Origin of the sequence: Xanthobacter pseudotagetidis, assembly GCF_043194795.2 — a bacterium.
GTDB lineage: Bacteria > Pseudomonadota > Alphaproteobacteria > Rhizobiales > Xanthobacteraceae > Xanthobacter > Xanthobacter tagetidis_A.
Genome location: NZ_CM195534.1, coordinates 3,641,888 through 3,658,867, shown reverse-complemented (window position 1 = coordinate 3,658,867; position 16,980 = coordinate 3,641,888). Strand labels below are relative to the sequence as shown.

Genomic DNA, 16,980 nt, shown 5'->3' with positions numbered 1-16,980 from the left:
ATCCGCCAGCCATGTCGCGACCCGGGTTCGGAGTTCCGGACCGCGAGCTTTTGTCTGCCTGGGTGACAAAGGGCACGGAACAATTCCACCCACTCCAGTTGGCGCCATTGCCGCGGGTCCCGCGCGCTTATGCCTGTCGGGTGATTTCGGCCCTCAGGCCTGACTGTTCCTTGCGGTTCATCAGGACCAAGCGGGCGCCGATGCGCTCGGCGGCTAGCGCGGCGATGGTGAGGCCGAGCCCGCTGCCCGGCGCGGTCTGTCCGCGGCCGCGGAAGAAGCGCTCGGTGGCGCGCGGCAGTTCGTCCGGCGGCATGCCCGGCCCGTCGTCCTCCACGCAAATGGCGCCGAGCGGCGCCGTCCAGCGGACCGCGCCGCCAGGCGCGGCGTGGCTGACGGCGTTCTCATGCAGATTGCGCAAAGCGAGGTGGAGCGTCTCGCGAGCCACGGTCACGGTCAGTGCGTCCAGCTCCGGGGCGATGGACACCATCAGGTCGGGAGAGGCGGGCGTCTGGGCGACGATATCGCGCAGCATGGCGCCGGCATTGACCGGCCCGGCCGCCATCGGCTGCGCCCGCGCTTCGAGCTTGGCCAGCACGAGCAACTGCCGCACCAGCCGGGTGGACCGGTCGACGGCGGCCAGCATCTGCCTCAAGGCGGCTTCCCGCGTCACCGCATCGTCCGTGGCGAGCGCGATCTGCGCCTGCGTCTTCAGGCCCGCCAGCGGCGTGCGCAGCTCGTGGGCGGCGAAGGCGGTCACGTCGCGCTCGTGACGGCGCGCCGCCTCCAGCTTCTGGAACAGGTCGTTGATGGCGCCGATCAGCGGGCGCACCTCCTGCGGCGCCTCGGCGAGCGAGACCGGCCGCATGTCCTCGCCGTCGCGCGCGGCGATTTCCCGCGCCACCGCATTGAGCGGCGCAAGGCCGCGGCCGAGGCTGATCCAGATCAGCAGCCCGAGCAGCGGCGTGATGAGGAGCGCGGGAGCCAGCAGCCCGGCGAGCAGGTCGCGCACCAGCCGGTCGCGCAGGCCGATGCGGTCGCCGACCATCACCCGCACGCCCTTCTCGGTGTCGACGATGGTGAAGACGCGCCAGGTCTCGCCGTCCACCATGCGTTCCGAAAATCCCCCGGAAGGTCCTGCCAGCGCCGCATCCGGGGCGCCGCCGGAGCGCGCCACCAGATCGCCGTCCAGTGACCAGATCTGGCATGAGAGCTGGCGCTCATAGCCCGCCTGCGGCTGGGGCAACGGCACCGCCGCGGCGGCGATGCTGCCGCCCCGCACCATGGAATGGACCATCCGCGCCGCCTCCTGCAGGCGGGCGTCAAGTACGTGCTCCAGCTCGCTGCGGCTGCCGAGGGAGATCCAGGCCATGGCGCACAGCCATATGGCGCCCGTCGCCGCCAGCAGGATCAAGAACAGGCGCCGGCGCAAGGAGGTCATGGCGCGCCTCTCACACGGTAGCCGAGGCCGCGCACGGTCTCGATCGCCTTGCGCCCCACCTTGGCGCGCAGATTGTGGATGTGGACCTCCACCGTGTTGCTCTCCACCTCCTCTTGCCAGCCATAGAGGCGCTCCTCGATCTCGCCCTTGGAGCGGATGACGCCCGGCCGCTCCATGAGCGCGGCGAGCACGGCAAACTCCCGTCGCGAGAGCGCCACCACGCGCCCGTCCACGGTGGCGCCGAGGGTCGCGGGATCGAGCACGAGGCCCGCGGCCTGGAGCGTCGGCTCCGCCCGGCCCTGGCCACGGCGGGCGATGGCGCGCACGCGGGCGGCAAGCTCGTCGAGGTCGAACGGCTTGCCGAGATAGTCGTCGGCGCCCGCATCGAGGCCGCGCACCTTGTCCAGGGTCTCGTCGAGGGCGGTCAGCAGCAGCACCGGGGTCAAGTCCTTGGCGGCGCGCAGCCCGGCGAGGATGTCGATGCCGGAGCCGTCCGGCAGCATCACGTCGAGCACCACCACATCGAAACGGTTCGCGGCCAATGCCGCGCGTGCGTCGGCGCAGGCGGCCACGCGCTCGACGCTGGCACCGGCCAGCTCCAGCCCGACTTTCAGCCCGTCCGCGAGAACCGGATCGTCCTCGACGACCAGAATGCGCATCGCTCTCCTCCTGCCACCGTGCTGTCCTACGGCCAGCTTAAGGCTGGCTTAAGGTGGGCATTGGAGGGAGCGCCGCATTCTCACGGAGGCGCTCCTTGGTGATCTCGTTCCTGTCCCGGACGATTCTTGCAGCCGGCGTGGCGCTGCTGCTCGGCGCGATGCCGGCCGCCGCTCAGTCGCCGCTGCGGGCGGAGGCGGCGTTCCGCCTTTCGGCCGCGCATGACGGCGACGGCGCCCTGGTGCTGCGCTGGACCATCGCCCCGCGCACCTATCTCTATCGCGAGAGCCTGGAGGCGCGCCACGACGGCGCCAAGGTCGAGCTGGCGACCCCGCCCGGCGAGGAGAAGGACGACCCCAACTTCGGCCGGGTGGGCATCTACCATGGCGCCATCGCTGCGCGCGCGCCGGGGCTTCCGGACAGCGGCACGCTGGAGGTGGGGTTCCAGGGCTGCGCCGAGGACGGGGTGTGCTACCCGCCGGCGCGGATGACGGTGGACCTCGCGACGCTCGCCGTCGCCGAGGCCCCGCGCGAGGCCTTCCCGGAACCGAAGGGGCTCGGCGCGGCGGCGGCAGAGAGCGGGGGGTCGACCGGCACGGAGGTGGCGGCCGCTCCTCCAGCACCTTCGCCGCCCGGCCGGGAGGGCGATGCAGCCTCCCTCACCGGGCCGCTGCCCGCATTGCTGGCGGCCTTCCTGGGCTTCGGTCTGCTGCTCGCCTTCACGCCGTGCGTGTTCCCGATGATCCCGATCCTCTCCGGCATCCTGGCGGACGGCGCGGAGAAGTCCGGCCGGAGGCGCGGCTTCGTCCTGTCGTCCGCTTATGTGCTCGCCATGGCGGCGGCCTATGGGGTGGTCGGCCTCGCCGCCGGCTGGTCGGGAGCGAGCCTTCAGGCGGCGCTTCAGACGCCGCTGGCGCTCGGCCTCATGGCGGCGGTTTTGGTGGCGCTGGCGCTCTCCATGTTCGGCCTGTTCGACCTCGCGCTGCCTCCAGGCCTTGCGGGCCGGCTGTCCGGCGGCGGGCGCGGCGGTTCGGTGGCCGGGGCGGCGCTGCTGGGCTTCGGCTCGGCGCTGGTGGTCGGGCCGTGCGTGACGCCGCCGCTCGCCGCCGCTCTGCTCTACGCCGCCCAGACCGGCGACGGCCTGCGCGGCGGCGCGGCGCTGTTCATGCTCGGGCTCGGCATGGGCCTGCCGCTGGTGGCCGCCGGCACGTTCGGCGCGCGCATCCTGCCGCGCTCGGGGCCGTGGCTCGGGCGGATGAAGGCCGTCTGCGGGGTGATGTTCCTCGCCGTGGCCGTGGCGCTGGCCGCGCGCCTCCTGCCGGGGCCGGCCGGCCTTGTGCTGTGGGGCGCGCTGGCGGTGGGCGTCGGCGTGTTCGCCGGCAGCCTCGACCGCATGAACGCGGCGAGCGGCGCCCCGTCGCGCCTCGGCAAGGCCGCTGGTCTCGTGGCTCTGCTTTATGGCGGACTGCTGATCGTGGGTGCGGCGGGCGGCGCGGGGAATCCGCTGCGCCCGCTCGGCTTTCTCGCGGCGCGCGCTCTGCCCGAGGGCTCCGGACCGCTGGAGACGCGCATCTCCTCTCCCGCCGCGCTCGACGCGGCGCTGGCCGAGGCCAAGAGTGCCGACGGACCGGTGCTCGTCACCTTCACCGCCGGCTGGTGCACGGTCTGCAAGTCCAACGAGGCGGTGATGGCCGAGCCGCAGGTGCGCGCCCGCATCGCCCGCCTGAAGGTCATCGCCGCCGACGTGACCAACTACGGCGCGCAGGAGCGGGCGCTGATGCGGCGCCATGACGTGGTCGGGCCGCCAACCCTGTTCCTCATGGATGCCGCCGGCCGCGAGGTGCCGCACTCGCGACTGATCGGCCCCATCACCCCCGACGACATTTCCGCCCTCGCGGCGAAGGCCGGCCTGTGAGCCGGAACCTGTTCGGAATCCCGCCCTCAATCCCCGGAGACATCATGCGCCGCAGGGACCTTTTCCGCCTCGCCGCCCTTTCCGCCGTCCTCGCGCTGGGCGCCGCTCCGGCGCGCGCCCAGGCGCTCGACGTGGAGGCGATCCTGAACGATCCGCAGGCGCCGACCTCCGGCAATCCGAAGGGCGACGTCACCATCGTCGCGTTCCTCGACTACAACTGCCCCTACTGCAAGAAATCCGCGCCCGACCTCGCCCGCGTGGTGAAGGAGGATGGGCGCATCCGGGTGGTCTACAAGGACTGGCCGGTCATCACCGAGGCCTCGGTCTATGGCGCGCAACTGGCGCTCGCCGCCGGCTTCCAGGGCAAGTATCTGGCGGCGCACGACGCGCTCATGGGTATTCCCGGCCGGCGCATCGGCGAGGCGCAGATGCTCCAGGCAGTGGCGGCCGTGCCGGGCCTCGACATGAAGCGCCTCCAGGCGGACATCGAGGCCCATGGTCAGGAGATCATCGCCCTGCTGAAGCGCAACCGCGCCCAGGCGGATCAGCTCGGGCTGCGCGGCACGCCCACATACCTTGTAGGACCGCTGCTCGCCTCGACCCTGGACTATGCGAGCTTCAAGCGTGCCATCGCCGAGGCGCGCCGCCGCCAGGCCGGGGAGTGAGCCCCTCCATGGCCGCGCCCGACGTTTCCCGCCGCGCCGTTCTCAGAGCCGGCCTGCGCCTCGGCATCCTTGCCGCCCCGCTGGGGCTCGCCGCGTGCGTCACCGCCACCGACGCGCCGCTGCCCACCAAGGCGCCGCCGCGCCTGTCCCCCGCCGATGCCCAGCGCTACGGCGCGCTGGAGGACAAGGGCATCCCCATTCCCGGGGTCGACCCCGACGACCTCGCGCCGCGCAACGTGCGCCAGCTCGTGCAGGACCCCACGGGCCAGCAGCCCGGCACGCTGGTGGTCGATGCGAAGAACCGCTTCCTCTATCTGGTCCAGGAGAACGGCCGGGCGCTGCGCTACGGCGTCGGCGTCGGTAAGGAGGGCCTGGAATTCTCCGGCACGGCGGCGGTGGGCTACAAGCGCGAGTGGCCGAGCTGGCGGCCCACCGATGCCATGATCGCCCGCGAGCCGGAGCGCTACCGCCCCTGGGCCGGCGGCATGGCGGGCGGGGCGCAGAACCCACTCGGCGCGCGCGCCCTCTATCTCTTCAAGGACGGCAAGGACACGCTCTACCGCATCCACGGCACCAACGAGCCATGGACCATCGGCGAGGCGGTCTCCTCCGGCTGCATCCGCATGATGAACCAGGACGTGATCGACCTCTACCGCCGGGTGCCCGACGGGGCCAAGGTGGTGGTGGTGCAGGGGTGAGACACGGATGCGGTACGGTGGCGACACCGCCGGCATCCGCGACGAGCATGCCCCCTAAGCTCCTCGGCTAGCTTGGTCCGCAGCACTGTCCACATGATGGTTGCGCCCGCAGTCTCCTCTGGGGTTTGCCGGACGCATCATGCCAGATAAATGTCTTACGTTACGCGAGATTGCGCCTGCGGCCCTGGCGAAGAGTCTCACCGACTGCCCGCACCGGGGCGTTATTCGGAAGGCGGCGGTTGCCGCAGTAAGGCGGGGATGGTTCGATCTCTGCGGTCACGCCAATGGCCCCGCGGCCGAGCCGCGGCTTCGCTCCAAACTGGAAGGCCACTGTTCCCTAGGCTTGATCGTTCATGGCGTAACCCTCCATCATGCGGGCGATGGTCACGCATCGCAGAGGTAGTGACGGATCGTTGAGCGCGGAGGCCGGGACGTATGCCCGACGGGATGATGCTGGTTACCCTCGTCGGGATGCCGTTTCTCGGGAGCCTTCTTGCCAGCCTGTTGCCGCGCGAGGCGCGCACCCCCGCGGTGCTCATCGCCGCCACGGTCACGATAGCCGGCATCGTCATCACCATCCTGTTCTACCCGCTGGTGCAGGGCGGCGCCTCGGTTGCGGCCAAGGTGGCCTGGATGCCGGAGTTCGGCCTGGAATTCGGCTTCCGGATCGACGGTCTCGCCTGGCTCTTCGCCATCCTGGTGTACGGGATCGGCGGGCTGGTGGTGCTCTATGCGCGCTACTACATCGCTGCCGAGGACCCGGCCCCGCGCTTCATCAGCTTCCTGCTCGCGTTCATGGGCGCGATGCTCGGGGTGGTGCTGGCGGGCAACCTCATCCTGCTCGTGTTCTTCTGGGAGCTGACCAGCCTCTTCTCGTTCCTGCTGATCGGCTACTGGCACCACAATGCGGGCGCGCGCGACGGGGCGCGCATGGCGCTGACCGTGACGGCGGCCGGGGGCATCTGCCTGTTCGTCGGCGCCATCCTGCTTGGGCGCATCGTCGGCAGCTATGACCTCGACGTGGTGCTGGCCTCGGGCGACGCGATCCGGGAGAGCCCGCTCTACGTGCCGGTGCTGGTGCTGATCCTGCTCGGCGCGCTGACCAAGAGCGCGCAGTTCCCGTTCCATTTCTGGCTGCCCAACGCCATGTCGGCGCCGACCCCGGTCTCGGCCTATCTGCACTCGGCCACCATGGTGAAGGCCGGCGTGTTCCTGCTGGCGCGGCTGTGGCCGGTGATGGCGGGAACCGACGCCTGGTTCTACCTCGTCGTCCCCGCCGGCCTCGCGACCCTGGTGATCGGTGCCTATTTCGCCATCTTCCAGCAGGACCTGAAGGGGCTGCTGGCCTATTCCACCATCAGCCACCTGGGCCTCATCACGCTGCTGCTCGGCCTCGGCAGCCCGCTCGCGGCAGTGGCGGCGGTGTTCCACATCCTCAACCACGCCATCTTCAAGGCCTCGCTGTTCATGGCGGCGGGCATCATCGACCACGAGACCGGGACGCGGGACCTGCGCCGGCTCAGCGGCCTGTGGCGCTACATGCCGTTCACCGCATCGCTCGCCATGGTGGCGGCGGCGGCTATGGCCGGGGTGCCACTGCTCAACGGCTTCCTGTCGAAGGAGATGTTCTTCGCCGAGGCGGTCGCCGAACATACCGGCTCGCTGCTCGACGATTCGCTACCCTATTTCGCCACACTCGCGGGCATGTTCTCAGTGGCCTATTCGCTGCGCTTCATCCTCGGCACCTTCTTCGGCCCGCCGCCGACCGACCTGCCGCGCATGCCGCACGAGCCGCCGCGCTGGATGCGCTTCCCCATCGAGCTGCTGGTGGTGATCTGCCTCGTCATCGGCATCATCCCCGGCCGCGCCGTTGGCTGGCTCCTGGCGAGCGCGGCGCAGGCGGTGGTAGGCACCGACTTGCCCTACTACAGCCTCGCGGTCTGGCACGGCTTCAACCTGCCGCTGCTCATGAGCGTGATCGCCATGGTGGGCGGCATCGTCCTCTATCTCGCGCTGCGCGGATATCTGGCGAGCGGCAGCGAGGGGCCGCCGCTGCTCCAGGACCTGAACGCCCAGCGCATCTTCGAGAACGTGATGGTGACGCTGTCCTGGAAGTGGGCGCGTACGCTGGAGCAGATCTTCGGTACGCGGCGTCTGCAGCCGCAGCTTCGTCTGCTGGTGATGGTCGCCATCCTGGCCGCATCCGTCCCGGTCCTGGTGCACGGCGCGGCCAGCGTCGGCACCCGTCCGCTCACGCCGGCGACGCCCGCCTTCATCCTCGTCTGGGCGATCGGCATCGCCTGCGCGCTTGGGGCCGCCCATCAGGCGAAGTTCCACCGGCTCGCCGCCTTGGCGCTCACGGGCGGCGCCGGGCTCGTCACCTGCCTCACCTTCCTCTGGCTGTCCGCCCCGGACCTCGCCCTGACCCAGCTTCTGGTGGAGATCGTCACCACGGTGCTAATCTTGCTCGGCCTGCGCTGGCTGCCGAAGCGCATCATCACGCAGGAGGACATGCGGCCCCCAGGCGCCGTCATTGCCCGGCGCTTCCGCGACCTCGCGCTGGCGCTCGCGGTGGGGTTCGGGCTGTCGATGCTGTCTTATGCGGTGATGACGCGGCCCTTGCCGGACACGGTGTCCCGATTCTTCGTCGAGCGCGCCTATACGGAGGGCGGCGGCACCAACATCGTCAACGTGATCCTGGTGGACTTCCGCGGCTTCGACACGCTGGGCGAGATCACCGTGCTGTGCGTGGTGGCGCTCACCGTGTTCGCCATGCTGCGCCGCTTCCGCCCAGCGCCGGACAGCGTCGAGACGCCGGAGCAGCAGCGCATCCAGAACGCCTATGACGCGGCGCGGCCCGACCGGGAGGTGGGCGACACGGTTGCCGATTACCTGCTGATCCCGCGCTTCATCATGCAGTGGCTGTTTCCGCCCATCGCCGTGCTCGCGGTCTACCTGTTCATGCGCGGCCACGATCTGCCGGGCGGGGGCTTTGCGGCCGGCATCGTCCTGTCGATCGCCTTCGTGCTGCAATACATGGCGGCCGGTGTGCGCGGCGCTGAGGCGGTGCTGCGCGTGCTGCCTCTGCGCTGGATGGGGCTCGGCCTGCTAACCGCCAGCCTGACCGGGCTCGCCTCGCTGCTGCTCGGCTACCCGTTCCTGACATCCTACGCGCGCTACGTGCACCTGCCGGTGGTGGGCGAGGTGCCGATGGCCTCGGCGCTCATGTTCGACCTCGGCGTCTTCGCGCTGGTGGTCGGCGCAACCGTGCTGATGCTTATCGCACTCGCACACCAGTCGCTGCGCGGACCGCGCGAGACCCGCAGCCTGGGAGAGCCGTGATGGAGACCATCCTCGCCATCGGCATCGGCGTGCTCGGCGGAGCCGGCACCTGGCTCCTGCTGCGCCCGCGCACCTACCAGGTCATCATCGGCCTGTCGCTTCTGTCCTATGCGGTCAACCTCTTCATCTTCTCCATGGGGCGGCTGCGGCTAGGCGCCCCGCCGATCCTGGAGAAGGGGGTGGCCGGCAATCCGGCCGCCTTCGCCGACCCGCTGCCGCAGGGGCTGGTGCTGACGGCTATCGTCATCGGCTTCGCCATGACGGCGCTGTTCCTCGTGGTGTTGCTCACCGCACGTGGACGCACCGGCAGTGACCACGTGGACGGGCTCGGCGACTGATGCAGACTCCCGCCTTCTCATTCCTCGTCGTCCTGCCGGTGCTGTTGCCGCTGATGGCCGGCGCGTTCCTGCTGCTGTTCGACGACCGGCTCCGCACCCTGAAGGTCACAGTGAGCCTCGGGACGATCCTGGCGCTGCTCGCGATGGCGGTGACGCTGCTGGTCGCGACCGATCGACAGGGCGCCATCGTCCAGGCGGTGGGCAACTGGCCGGCGCCGTTCGGCATCGTGCTGGTGGCCGACCGCCTCTCGGCCATGATGCTCGTACTCACCGCGCTGCTCGCCTGCGCCAGCTTCGTGTTCGCGCTCGCGCGCTGGCACCGGGCGGGGCCGCGCTTCTATTCCATCTTCCTGTTCCTGCTGATGGGGCTGAACGGCGCCTTCCTGACCGGCGACCTGTTCAACCTGTTCGTGTTCTTCGAGGTGATGCTGGCCGCGTCCTACGGGCTGGTGCTGCACGGCTCCGGCATCGCCCGCGTCAAGGCGGGGCTGCACTACATCCCGATCAATCTCGTCGCGTCCTCGCTGTTCCTGGTGGGCGTGAGCCTGATCTACGGCGTGACCGGCACGCTCAACATGGCCGACCTCGCCGGCCGCATCCCCGCTATCGGCGAGGAGGGCCGCACTCTGTTCGAGGCCGGCGCGGCCATTCTCGCGGTCGCCTTCCTCGTGAAGGCGGCCATGTGGCCGCTGAATTTCTGGCTGCCCACCACCTATTCCGCCGCGAGCGCGCCGGCCGCGGCCATGTTCGCCATGATGACCAAGGTGGGCATCTACGTGATCCTGCGCCTCAGCCTGCTGCTGTTCGGCGCGGATTCGGGGCCGTCCGCGGGCTTCGGGGCGCACTGGCTGCTCTATGGCGGGCTCGCCACCATCGCCTTCGGCACTGTCGGCGTGCTCGCCTCCCAGTCCATGCCGAGGCTGGCCGGCTACAGCGTCCTCGTCTCCTCGGGCACGCTGCTTTCCGCCATCGGCTTCGGCGATGCGGCGATCATCGCCGGCGCGCTCTATTATCTCGCCAGCTCGACGCTGGCGATCTGCGCCTTCTTCCTGCTGATCGAGCTGGTGGAGCGCGGGCGCGCGGCCGGCGCGGACGTGATCGCCGTCTCCATGGAGGTGTTCGGCGACGGCGAGGGGCCCGGGAAGGTCGAGGAGGAGGTGGGCACGGCGCTGCCCATGACCGTGGCGGCGCTCGGCGGAGCCTTCTTCATCTGCGCACTGCTGCTGGCCGGGCTGCCGCCCTTGCCCGGATTCCTCGCCAAGTTCGCGATGATGTCGGCGCTCATGACCCCGAGAGAGGGGATTTCCGGCAGCGCCTGGGCGCTGATCGCGCTGCTGGCGCTGTCCGGCTTCGCGGCCCTGGTGGCCATGGCGCGCACCGGCATCAACACCTTCTGGGTGCCGATGCAGGCGAGCCTGCCAAGCGTGAAGGCGGTGGAGTTCGCCCCCGTGGCCGGAATTCTCGTCCTGTGCGTTGCCATGACGGTGTTCGGCAGCCCGGTCATGCGCTTCATGACCGAGACATCGCACGCGCTCCATGAGCCCTCCGCCTATGTGGGAGCGGTGATGCCGGCCCCGCCCGCCGCCGCGGCGCCGGCCGTTCCGGAGGCTGGCCGATGACCCGCCTGCTGCCCCATCCTCTGCTGTTCCTGGCGCTGCTCGCCATGTGGCTGCTGCTGAACCAGAGCGTCTCGCCGGGGCACCTGGTGCTCGGCGCCATCGTCGCGCTCGTCGCGTCGTGGACGCTCTCGGTGTTCCGGATGGAGCCGGTGCGGCTGCGCCGGCCCCGGGCCATGGTGCGGCTCGCGCTCCGGGTGCTGGTGGACATCTTCCGGTCCAATCTCGCGGTCGGCACGATCATCCTCACCGGCAGCCGCGGAGGCGGGCGCGCGGGCTTCATGACCATCCCGCTGGATCTGCGCAGCCAGGGTGGCCTCGCCATGCTCGCCATCATCCTGACGGCGACGCCCGGCACCTTGTGGATGAACTACGATGCGGCGAAAGGCGAACTGCTGCTGCACGTGCTCGATCTGGTGGACGAGGACCACTGGACCACTCTGATCAAGCAGCGCTACGAGCGCCTGCTGATGGAGATCTTCGAATGAGCGCTCTTTCGGCCAGCGCCCCCTGGGCGACCCTCCTGCTCGGCGCCGCCCTCACGCTCGCCCAGGTGATGCTGACGGCGGCCATGGCGCTGGCGACGCTGCGCATCCTGCGCGGCCCGCGGGCGCAGGACCGCATCCTCGGTCTCGACACCCTCTATGTGAACACCATGCTGCTGTTCCTGACCCTCGGCATGCGCGAGGGCAGCGCCCATTTCTTCGAGGCGGCCTTGATCGTCGCCTTGCTCGGCTTCGTCGGCACCGTGGCGTTCGCCAAGTTCCTGATGCGCGGCGAGGTGATCGAATGACCGCGGCCCCCGATCTGCCCGCATGGGCGGCGCTGCTGGTGGCGTTCCTGGTGGTCGCGGGCGCCGCGATCACCCTCATCGGCTCCGCCGGCCTGTGGCGGCTCGACAGCTTCTATGCCCGCGTCCATGCGCCGACGCTCGGGGCGACCCTTGGCACCGGCGGCATCCTCGTCGGCTCGATCGTCTGCTTCAGCGTGCTGGAAAGCCGCTTCGTGCTGCACGAGATCCTGATCGCGGTGTTCATCACGGTGACCACGCCCATCACGCTCATGCTGCTGTCCCGCGCGGCGCTCTATCGCGACCGCGTGGAGGAGAATCCGGAGGTTCCGGGATCGGCGTTTCCCGAGGGCGAAGCCGCGGCGGACAAGCTCTGAAGCGGTCTTCCCGCCGCCGGACCCCTCACGCGGTGCTTGACCTGTGACGTAACGGAAGACTTGATGCGAGGCCGGAGAGGCCACCGGGGGAGGGAAGGCATTGGAGTCACCAAGTCAGCGGTTGTCGTTTCAGGCAATGATTTTCACGGCGGGTATTTTTCCATTCTACATCCTGGCGGCCCTGCTCTCGGATTCCGCTGCCATCCTCACCGACCTTCTCGCCACAGCCTTCGATCTCACGGCGCTCGCCTCCTGCTGGCTCGTGCTACGCCTCGCGCAGAACGCGCAGGCGGCGAAGTATGCGTATGGCCTTGGCAAGCTCGAAAATCTGGCGGAGATGCTGATCGCCGTCCTGCAGTCGATCCTGGCGATCATCGCCGGCTCGCAGGCGATCACGCGCATCCTTGCGCCGGAGCCGGTGAGCGGGGCCGCGGTCGGGATCGCCGTCACCGTGGGCGCGGTGGTCGGCAACGCCTATTTCAGCCGCAAGGCCAAGCGGCTGGCGCTGGAGACGCGGTCCCCCGTGCTGGTGGCGCAGGCGCGCGTCCACCTCATCTCCGGGGTGGGCAGCGCCGCGGTGCTGGCGGTGATCTGCATCGTCTCGGCGTTTCCGAGCGTGACGTGGCTCTATTACCTCGACCCGATCGCCTCGTTCTTCGTCATCGCATTCATGATGTTCAACATCTACGCCATGCTGAGCAATTCGGTGTCCTCGCTGCTCGACCAGGCGATCGACGAGGCGGGACAGATGCGCATCCTCAAGGTGCTCACCTCCCATTTCCACGACTTCGACGAACTGGGGGACATCCGCACCCGGCAGCTCGGCGGGAAGATGGTGGTGGAGCTGCATCTGGGCTTCGACAGAGACTGGAGTGTCGAGCAGGCACGCCAGGCGGTGGCGCGCATCGTCAAGGCGGTGAAGGCGGCCTTCGCTGAAGCCGGCGACGAGGTGGATGTCGCCGTGGTGCTGTTGCCCACCTAGATCCGCAGCTCGGAGGCTCAATCGCGCTGTATGGGCTTCACGTTAGCCGATTGAGGCCACCGTGGTGATGGGGAGCAAGACGACGTCCCACAATCGGGCCCGATGCATTTTTCCGGCCCTCGGAGTTTCAGAAGGATCAGGCAGGGGCGCCAACTGCGATCTTTCATGCGCACTTCAGGGCCACCCCTACTCTCGGGGATGCACTCTACGCCGGCCCCCTGATGACACCGCCGCTCACCTCCGCTCCTTGAGCCTGACGCCAGACCCGCCGCCATTCCTTCCACGAAGATCACGAGGCCTCGGGAAAGTCGTCCGGCTTCAGGCGCAAAGAGCCGTCTTTTTGAGCCCGCCCGCTGTCGATCGCAGTTGCAGCTCGGACGAGGATTAAGTTCATATGGCGGCCAAATGATTCCTTTAGTTGAGAGTCGTTTCTATAGTTTGCGTGATCGATATCTTCCAGAATTGTGGATGGAATAACAGTCTCGAAGATACTACCACAATAGGAAATTCTGAGATTGATCCGACCGTGAAAGCTAGAGAAGGCGACTGCCTCCAAGCGAGGCGTTGCTTGGCGCAGTCTGACGCCAGCGCCTCCACCATTCTCAGCGATGAATTCGACACCTGCAGCTTCCAGGGCAGTGCGGATGGCGCCAATCGCCTCGCCGGAGACAGCGCGTCGGCTTCGTTCGAAGTCGACGACCGTGGAAAGGCCCAGACTCGCGGCCTGAGCGAGCGCGGGCTGTGTGAGATCCAGTAGCGCACGGGCTGCGCGGCATTGTGCAGGGGTCATTGTTCCAACATTTTATGTTGACATCCATATCGTGCCGCTTCTAGCGTCTCAATATTAAATGTTGATTTATCGCTGGAGCAATCTCAATGCCAAACCCCACCGTTCCGCAAGCCGCCATCGGCTTGCCGTCCGCTCGAATACCCAGCCACCGCGATCTTCTGAAGGGTGTCGTGCCCGCCGCCGTGGCGGCAGATGCGCTCACGGTGCCCCCGCCTCGGGACGTGCAGGCGGCCGTGATGGAGGCGAGCGGATGCTGCTCCATCGATCCGTTCCTTGAGCAATCCGGGCCGGCGCTGGAGGCGCTCGACGATCTCTGCGCTGCTCATGATCACTGGATTCAGGTCGAAGCGGCCTGCGATGCCGTTGCCAATCCGTGGCCATCTACTGCAGAGTCGGAGACAGGCTCACCCCAAGATGCTTACAATGCGTGGCGCGAGCGCCGCGTGGAGGTCACGCGCAAGCTTGGCTACGCCAATGCGAATCGGCAGTGGCAGGAGGCGAGGAGCCAATTTCTCGACGAATGTGCCGCCATTCGGGAGGTGCCTGCGACCACGATCACCGGTGCTTTGGTAAAGGCCCGGCTCGCCAACGTCGACCATGCGCTCTTACCGTTCCTCATTTCTGATCTCAAGCAAATGGCAATGCATGGTGAGGAGGAGCGCCCTGAGGGCTGAGGTGGCGTATTCGCTCTCGAGCGTGAGCCCAGCGTCTCGCGCCCAGAACGTGGAGCGCAAATCCGCGCCGTCCTCGACGTCAATGCTTCGCGGTTGCGGCAACCTCTGGGGTCGCATTCGTCCTTACCAGGCTCGGCCTGTCCCACCTCGGCCACGGCATTGGCGTCGTCACCGGAGCGGCCATTTGGGAATTCCGGGCCATGGTCATTAGCACGGGCCTGGGCTTTCTCGCATGCGAGTTGGCGCTGTTGTGCGCCTCCACCGCCCAGCGGATCGCCGGGCGGCCTCGGTGGAGGCGCACCCAGCCATCGCCGCCACGCTCAGCCTGAGCGCCTTTCCGAACTCGCTCGCGTTCGCATATGCGGCAGCGGGCTGGTGGATCTATGCGGCATCGGCTCTCGGGCTCACGGTGGCTGCGCTCATCTACGCGCTCGCCCGCATGCAGCCTGTCGCCGACACGCCGTGGCACCCGTGCCACAGTGCATCCTTTCGACATGGAGGATGACCGATATGGCAGCGGCTTGGCGGATGGCGGACATGCCACTTTTTCCGAGCGAGGTCGACATTGCCCGCGCCGTGCTTGGGCCCGGTCGCGCGCAGGAATGGAAGTGCCTCGCGCCGTCCCTGGAGCGCCAGGGGATGCCGCGCATCGATCCGGTGTTCGGCGCCCGGTACTGGCCGGCGGTGCGCGCGTGGATGGACCGCCGCGGCGGGCTCACTACCATGACGGTCCCCTCCCGACCCCGCGAGGGGGATACGTCGAAGAGAGAAAGGTGGGATTGATGAGCCGAACCTCTGATGTCCCTGGCCTGAAATAGCGCAAGGGCAGAACCGCAGCCTACTGGATCGCGCGCTCCGATCTGGTCAAGAAGGGCTTCAAGCCCTCCACCGTCCGGATCCACTTCGACCCGGCCGACCCACTGCACATGCAGCACATCGCCGCCCGCTGCCGCGATCTCCAGGGCCAGATGCTCGAATGGTCGAGCGGCCATCGCGCGCCGGACCGCGCCCTCTATGATGGAACGGTGCGGAGCCTCGTCCGCCGATATCAGCTCGATCCGGAAAGCCCCTATCACGACCTGCGCCCGCGCAGCCGCGCGTTCTATGACTATGGCCTCGGACTGCTGGACAAGCACGTCGGCGAATCCGACCTCTCCGAGGTGTCCGGTCCGGACGTCCGGAGGTGGTACAAGAAGCTGAAGGAGCCGGCCAAGGACGGCGGCCCGGAGCGCGTGCGGCGGGCCTATGGCGCCATCCAGATGCTCAGGGTGATCGTCAACTATGGCCGCACCCTGAAGCTCGCCGAGTGCCGCGATCTGGCGGACGCGCTCTCGGCCATGGAGTTCAAGGGCGTGCAGCGCCGAGAAAGCCGCATGACCTATGCCCAGGTGCGCGCCTTCCGCGAGCACGCCCACTCCCTCGGCCGGCCGTCCATGGCGCTCGGGATCACGCTCCAGTTCGACCTCGGCATGCGGCAGCGTGACGTGATCGGCGAGTGGCTGCCAGACGCCACGCCCGGCGATTCCGGCATCGTCGCCGAGGGCATGCGGTGGGCCGATGGGCTGACCTTCAGCCACATCACCGGAACCGTCCTGCGCAAGCGCACCAGCAAGACCGGCAAGGTGGTCGAGCACGACCTCGCGCAACTTCCGGACACGCTCGCCGAGATGGAGCACATCCCGGCGCTTAAGCGGATCGGCCCCCTCGTGGTGAACGAGGAGACCGGGCTGCCCTATAAGCGGCGCGTCTACGTGAAGTGGTTCCGGACGATCGCGCGCGCCGCCGGCATCCCGGACGAGGTGTGGAGCATGGACGCCCGCGCCGGCGCCGTCACCGAAGCGCTCGACGCTCGGGCGATGCCCCTCGACGTCATGAACGCCGCTGGGCACACGCAGCTCTCCACGACCCAGGGCTACGACCGGAGCATGGTGCAGAAGACGGCGAGGGTGGCAAAGCTGCGCGTCGCGAGCCGCAAGAACGAGGCAGAGAATGCCGACATGGGCGCAGGCATCTAATGCATCTGTTGATGCTCGAGCCTGCCAGCCCGGCACTTCGATTTGCAGTCAATGGATCGACTTGTCGATCGTCAACTGGCTCGTCGTCTGCCTCGGCGGAGTTTGGGTGCCCCTTCCTCAATTTCCGCCTGCTGATCGGATGGAGGAACCAGGACCTCTTCCTTCTTCCCTGCCTTGCCGGTGATTGGCAGCTTCATGTGCGTCTGGTCGCGCTCGCCGACGGGTTTTGGGTGCCGCCCGTTCGTTCGCGCGAATGGTCGTACATCGTCGGCAGCGGCGCGCGACAGATTAAGTTCAAGCAGCCTGCCCAAGGCATCTTCGTCTGAGATGTCTGCGGGCCAGCCGTAGGCCGCGGCGACTGCGGCATCGAGTTCGCGATGGGCATCCACCAGCCAATGCGGGCGTCGATTGTAGAGGTTGGTCAAGGTGCGCTCGCGCAACGCAGCGGCCGCAACTGTGTCTTTTGGCAATATCCTGTCCGGAAAGCCGGGAACGATCTCGGGCTCGATGCGGATGAGGTCTGGCGGGTTTATCCAGGCGCCGCGCAGCTCGTCTAGTCGCTTCGCCGCCACGCTGATTGCCACAGCTCTAGGATCGCGCTGCACGCGGACCACCGGAATGGCAGGCGTCAAACCTTCGGGGAAAGGGAAAGTCTCGAACGTCGTTGAAGGAGTGTACCGAGG

General features: G+C 68.4%; 16 protein-coding genes. 12 read left to right on the top strand and 4 right to left on the bottom strand.

Annotated features, from left to right (window positions below; translation table 11 throughout):
- Positions 1-127 precede the first annotated feature (127 nt).
- Together V5F67_RS16750 and V5F67_RS16745 are read right to left on the bottom strand one after the other, a co-directional pair.
- Positions 128-1,438: a sensor histidine kinase gene (locus tag V5F67_RS16750; RefSeq protein WP_394016673.1), complete on the bottom strand. Its 1,311-nt coding sequence runs from the start codon at positions 1,436-1,438 to the stop codon at positions 128-130.
- Positions 1,435-2,097, bottom strand: a complete 663-nt coding sequence (locus tag V5F67_RS16745) for a response regulator transcription factor (RefSeq protein WP_394016674.1) — start codon at positions 2,095-2,097, stop codon at positions 1,435-1,437. Before V5F67_RS16745 ends, V5F67_RS16750 begins: the two co-directional genes overlap by 4 nt.
- A 98-nt stretch (positions 2,098-2,195) precedes the next feature.
- Here V5F67_RS16745 and dsbD point away from each other — a divergent pair, with 98 nt between their 5' ends.
- From dsbD to V5F67_RS16695, 10 genes are all read left to right on the top strand, one after another.
- Positions 2,196-4,010, top strand: coding sequence for a protein-disulfide reductase DsbD (dsbD, locus tag V5F67_RS16740; RefSeq protein ID WP_394017785.1), 1,815 nt, complete (start codon positions 2,196-2,198; stop codon positions 4,008-4,010).
- 44 nt (positions 4,011-4,054) lie between these two features.
- Positions 4,055-4,675: a DsbA family protein gene (locus V5F67_RS16735; RefSeq protein ID WP_394016675.1), complete on the top strand. Its 621-nt coding sequence runs from the start codon at positions 4,055-4,057 to the stop codon at positions 4,673-4,675.
- 8 nt (positions 4,676-4,683) lie between these two features.
- A complete protein-coding gene (locus tag V5F67_RS16730; protein ID WP_394016676.1) occupies positions 4,684-5,373 on the top strand; it encodes a L,D-transpeptidase in 690 nt (229 codons plus the stop codon).
- A gap of 435 nt (positions 5,374-5,808) precedes the next feature.
- On the top strand, positions 5,809-8,715 hold the full coding sequence (locus tag V5F67_RS16725) for a monovalent cation/H+ antiporter subunit A (RefSeq protein WP_394016677.1): 2,907 nt from the start codon (positions 5,809-5,811) through the stop codon (positions 8,713-8,715).
- Positions 8,715-9,053 carry a Na+/H+ antiporter subunit C gene (locus V5F67_RS16720; protein ID WP_394016678.1) on the top strand — a complete coding sequence of 113 codons (339 nt, stop codon included), beginning with the start codon at positions 8,715-8,717 and terminating at the stop codon, positions 9,051-9,053. The genes V5F67_RS16725 and V5F67_RS16720 overlap by 1 nt, the downstream gene beginning before the upstream one ends.
- Positions 9,053-10,672, top strand: a complete 1,620-nt coding sequence (locus V5F67_RS16715) for a monovalent cation/H+ antiporter subunit D (protein WP_394016679.1) — start codon at positions 9,053-9,055, stop codon at positions 10,670-10,672. Before V5F67_RS16720 ends, V5F67_RS16715 begins: the two co-directional genes overlap by 1 nt.
- Entirely contained in the window at positions 10,669-11,157 is a 489-nt protein-coding gene (locus V5F67_RS16710; protein ID WP_394016680.1) for a Na+/H+ antiporter subunit E, read from the top strand. Before V5F67_RS16715 ends, V5F67_RS16710 begins: the two co-directional genes overlap by 4 nt.
- A complete protein-coding gene (locus tag V5F67_RS16705) occupies positions 11,154-11,462 on the top strand; it encodes a K+/H+ antiporter subunit F (RefSeq protein ID WP_394016681.1) in 309 nt (102 codons plus the stop codon). Before V5F67_RS16710 ends, V5F67_RS16705 begins: the two co-directional genes overlap by 4 nt.
- Positions 11,459-11,836 (top strand): monovalent cation/H(+) antiporter subunit G, encoded by a 378-nt coding sequence (gene mnhG, locus V5F67_RS16700; protein ID WP_394016683.1) that lies wholly within the window; start codon positions 11,459-11,461, stop codon positions 11,834-11,836. The genes V5F67_RS16705 and mnhG overlap by 4 nt, the downstream gene beginning before the upstream one ends.
- Before the next feature lie 136 nt (positions 11,837-11,972).
- Complete coding sequence (locus V5F67_RS16695; protein WP_394016684.1) at positions 11,973-12,818, top strand: cation diffusion facilitator family transporter; 846 nt, start codon at positions 11,973-11,975, stop codon at positions 12,816-12,818.
- Between the two features lie 289 nt (positions 12,819-13,107).
- Here the strand turns inward: V5F67_RS16695 and V5F67_RS16690 are convergent, their stop codons facing one another.
- Positions 13,108-13,608 (bottom strand): helix-turn-helix domain-containing protein, encoded by a 501-nt coding sequence (locus V5F67_RS16690; RefSeq protein ID WP_394016685.1) that lies wholly within the window; start codon positions 13,606-13,608, stop codon positions 13,108-13,110.
- Between the two features lie 86 nt (positions 13,609-13,694).
- Here V5F67_RS16690 and V5F67_RS16685 point away from each other — a divergent pair, with 86 nt between their 5' ends.
- A complete protein-coding gene (locus tag V5F67_RS16685; RefSeq protein ID WP_394016686.1) occupies positions 13,695-14,282 on the top strand; it encodes a hypothetical protein in 588 nt (195 codons plus the stop codon).
- 926 nt (positions 14,283-15,208) lie between these two features.
- Entirely contained in the window at positions 15,209-16,297 is a 1,089-nt protein-coding gene (locus V5F67_RS16680) for a site-specific integrase (protein ID WP_394016687.1), read from the top strand.
- A 71-nt stretch (positions 16,298-16,368) separates the two neighbouring features.
- Here the strand turns inward: V5F67_RS16680 and V5F67_RS16675 are convergent, their stop codons facing one another.
- Positions 16,369-16,902, bottom strand: a complete 534-nt coding sequence (locus tag V5F67_RS16675) for a hypothetical protein (RefSeq protein WP_509210580.1) — start codon at positions 16,900-16,902, stop codon at positions 16,369-16,371.
- Between the last annotated feature and the right edge of the window lie 78 nt (positions 16,903-16,980).

What these genes read in the sequence shown, in the direction of transcription:
- mnhG (WP_394016683.1), top strand. Translation starts at nt 11,459, where the DNA reads ATGACCGCGGCCCCCGATCTGCCCGCATGGGCGGCGCTGCTGGTGGCG.
- V5F67_RS16710 (WP_394016680.1), top strand. Translation starts at nt 10,669, where the DNA reads ATGACCCGCCTGCTGCCCCATCCTCTGCTGTTCCTGGCGCTGCTCGCC.
- V5F67_RS16690 (WP_394016685.1), bottom strand. Translation starts at nt 13,608, where the DNA reads ATGACCCCTGCACAATGCCGCGCAGCCCGTGCGCTACTGGATCTCACA.
- V5F67_RS16695 (WP_394016684.1), top strand. Translation starts at nt 11,973, where the DNA reads ATGATTTTCACGGCGGGTATTTTTCCATTCTACATCCTGGCGGCCCTG.
- V5F67_RS16750 (WP_394016673.1), bottom strand. Translation starts at nt 1,438, where the DNA reads ATGACCTCCTTGCGCCGGCGCCTGTTCTTGATCCTGCTGGCGGCGACG.
- V5F67_RS16705 (WP_394016681.1), top strand. Translation starts at nt 11,154, where the DNA reads ATGAGCGCTCTTTCGGCCAGCGCCCCCTGGGCGACCCTCCTGCTCGGC.
- V5F67_RS16720 (WP_394016678.1), top strand. Translation starts at nt 8,715, where the DNA reads ATGGAGACCATCCTCGCCATCGGCATCGGCGTGCTCGGCGGAGCCGGC.
- V5F67_RS16680 (WP_394016687.1), top strand. Translation starts at nt 15,209, where the DNA reads ATGCAGCACATCGCCGCCCGCTGCCGCGATCTCCAGGGCCAGATGCTC.
- V5F67_RS16735 (WP_394016675.1), top strand. Translation starts at nt 4,055, where the DNA reads ATGCGCCGCAGGGACCTTTTCCGCCTCGCCGCCCTTTCCGCCGTCCTC.
- V5F67_RS16715 (WP_394016679.1), top strand. Translation starts at nt 9,053, where the DNA reads ATGCAGACTCCCGCCTTCTCATTCCTCGTCGTCCTGCCGGTGCTGTTG.
- V5F67_RS16685 (WP_394016686.1), top strand. Translation starts at nt 13,695, where the DNA reads ATGCCAAACCCCACCGTTCCGCAAGCCGCCATCGGCTTGCCGTCCGCT.
- V5F67_RS16725 (WP_394016677.1), top strand. Translation starts at nt 5,809, where the DNA reads ATGCCCGACGGGATGATGCTGGTTACCCTCGTCGGGATGCCGTTTCTC.
- V5F67_RS16730 (WP_394016676.1), top strand. Translation starts at nt 4,684, where the DNA reads ATGGCCGCGCCCGACGTTTCCCGCCGCGCCGTTCTCAGAGCCGGCCTG.
- V5F67_RS16745 (WP_394016674.1), bottom strand. Translation starts at nt 2,097, where the DNA reads ATGCGCATTCTGGTCGTCGAGGACGATCCGGTTCTCGCGGACGGGCTG.